The organism is Candidatus Protofrankia californiensis (assembly GCF_900634765.1).
In the GTDB taxonomy this organism is placed as follows: domain Bacteria; phylum Actinomycetota; class Actinomycetes; order Frankiales; family Frankiaceae; genus Protofrankia; species Protofrankia californiensis.
Map to the genome: position 1 here is coordinate 1 of NZ_CAAAFT010000309.1, position 2,294 is coordinate 2,294.

The 2,294-nt window shown below is 65.3% G+C and carries 2 protein-coding genes; both read left to right on the plus strand.

Translation table 11 applies throughout. The features are described from left to right. Positions 1–282: 282 nt before the first annotated feature. Positions 283–978: a hypothetical protein gene (locus DD1DGNOD_RS16420; RefSeq protein ID WP_206443231.1), complete on the plus strand. Its 696-nt coding sequence runs from the start codon at positions 283–285 to the stop codon at positions 976–978. Positions 979–1,044: 66 nt separating this feature from the next. Further along, a protein-coding gene (locus DD1DGNOD_RS16425; RefSeq protein WP_085948540.1) for an IS3 family transposase occupies positions 1,045–2,222 on the plus strand; the annotation gives its coding sequence in 2 pieces (ribosomal slippage) (positions 1,045–1,306 and positions 1,306–2,222; 1,179 coding nt in all). Positions 2,223–2,294: the final 72 nt, after the last annotated feature.

Below are 2,294 nucleotides of genomic sequence, written 5' to 3' on the forward strand. Positions count from 1 at the left end.
CCCTCGAACCAGCCGGATCGCCCTCTCGATCTTCCAACGATGGCTGCCGGGAGCGGCCGGCGGAAACCGTCGCCGTCACCGCTCGCTCCTTTCCTGCTCGGGCCGCCCGAGGGCCGAGCAGGAAACCCCCGATGTCGCGCTCCGCGTGACCACCTTCCGCGCAGTCACGGAAACCGACTCGATCCGCGGGTCTGCCGTGGGGCCGCTGGACGCGAGCGAGCCCTCGTCAGGCAGCCTTGGCGAGACGGCCAGCCACTCACAGCGGAAACCGGGAACGAGGCCATGGCAGCAGCCCTCACTGACGCCTGCATCATCAACCACAACAGCTCGGAGTTCACCGAACTTGCGCTACGCACCCTGATCAGAACACATCAGCACCGGATCGACGACGGCGAGCTACGCATCACCGTCATCGACAACCACTCCACCGACGAAGGACTCGACAACCTGCGGAACGCGGTACGCGAACTCCCCGCGACATGGGAACGATCACCCTGGCCGGCAGCCGACTCGACAGTCAACAGCCACGGGGACGTGCTGCGCGCTTTCGTCCAAGCCCACGAAGACGCGTCCCACCTGTGGTTCGTGGACGCCGACATAGTGTTCCGCCAGCCCGACTGCCTCGGCGTCATGCTCACCGACCTGGCCGCGCGTCCGGACCTCTGGGCAGTCCAGGCCCGCTTCCACTGGCTGGAAAGCAACCACGGGCCCGGAACCAGCCTCAACATCTGGGCCGGCCGCCACCAACGGCTGTGGGCGGGCATCGGCCAGCCACCAGACCGGCCGTTCCCCGGCAGCCACAAGCGGCGCTGCCACCCGGCCTGCGCCCTGGTCGCCAACACCCCGACGTTCCGCCGGGTCACCGACATCATCGGCCTGTCCGCCGCTCTGATCATCAGTGTGGACGAACGCCTCGCCGGTTTCGCCGACACCCTCGGCCTCGCCTCACTCGCCATGGAAACCCACGGCCTGCACTGAGGTGGTCCCCGTTCTTCGGACAGTGATCCCTATGTGGGATAATTGATCCGTGAGCGGAGGAGATTGATGACTGAGTCCCGGAGGCGGTTCACGCCCGAGTACAAGGACGAGGCAGTGAAACTCGTCATCGATTCGGGTCGGCCGGTATCGGCGATCGCGAAGGACCTCGGTATCAACGAGGGAACCCTGGGGAGCTGGGTGGCCACCTGGCGTCGGGCCCACCAAGGCGAAGAAGAACCGCTGTCGATGTCCGAGCGTGCCCGGCTACGGGAGCTGGAGAAGGAGAACCGGGAACTCCGGATGGAGCGCGAGTTCCTCTCAAAAGCGGCAGCCTTCTTCGCGCAACGCCATCAGTGATCGATAAGTTCGAGCTGATCGCCGCGGAGAAGGACAACTACCCGATACGCAAAATGTGCCAGTGGCTCGTGGTGTCGACGTCCGGTTTCTACGACTGGTACCAGCGACCGGTGTCGTCCCGGACCCGCCGGCACACCACCCTGGACACCCAGGTGCGGGCGTTGTTCGCCGCCTCGCGCCAGACCTACGGCGCGCGGCGGATCGCCGCCGCTCTGACCGCGTCGGGCCAGCCCACCTCGGTCCGCCTCGCCCGACGGATCATGCGCCGAGCAGGGCTGAAGGCCTGCCAGCCCAGGGCCTACCGCCGCACCACGATCCCCGGCCAGGCGCCGGTGCCCACCGACCACGTCCGCCGCGACTTCACCGCCACCCGCCCCGGGGCCAAGCTCGTCGGTGACATCACCTATGTCCGTACCGGCGAAGGCTGGCTGTATCTCGCCACGGTCATCGACTGCTATTCACGGAAGGTTCTCGGCTGGTCGATGGCCAGTCACATGCGGACCGAACTCGTCGTCGACGCATTCACCATGGCCGCGTCCCGCACCACCCTTGCACCGAACGCGGTTTTTCACTCGGATCGCGGTACGCAATACACGTCCGACGCCTACCATCGCACGCTGGCACGACACGGCGTGCGACCTTCCGTAGGCGCCACCGGAGTGTGCTGGGACAACTCCGCCGCCGAATCCTTCTTTGGCACCCTGAAAAACGAACTCGTCTATCGGGAAATTTACCTAACCCGTCGTGCCGCCCGCAGTGCGATCGCCGAGTACATCGAAGTCTTCTACAACCGGCAGCGACTCCACTCCACCCTCGGCTACCACACCCCGGAACACGTCGAACGTCTCTACCTGACGAGTCGGACATCAATACCAGAGGCGGCGTAAAGCTGATATAGTCCAGTTATCGCGTGTCCGTAGAATGGGCAGCACCTCACTGTCACAGCACTGCACTCACAT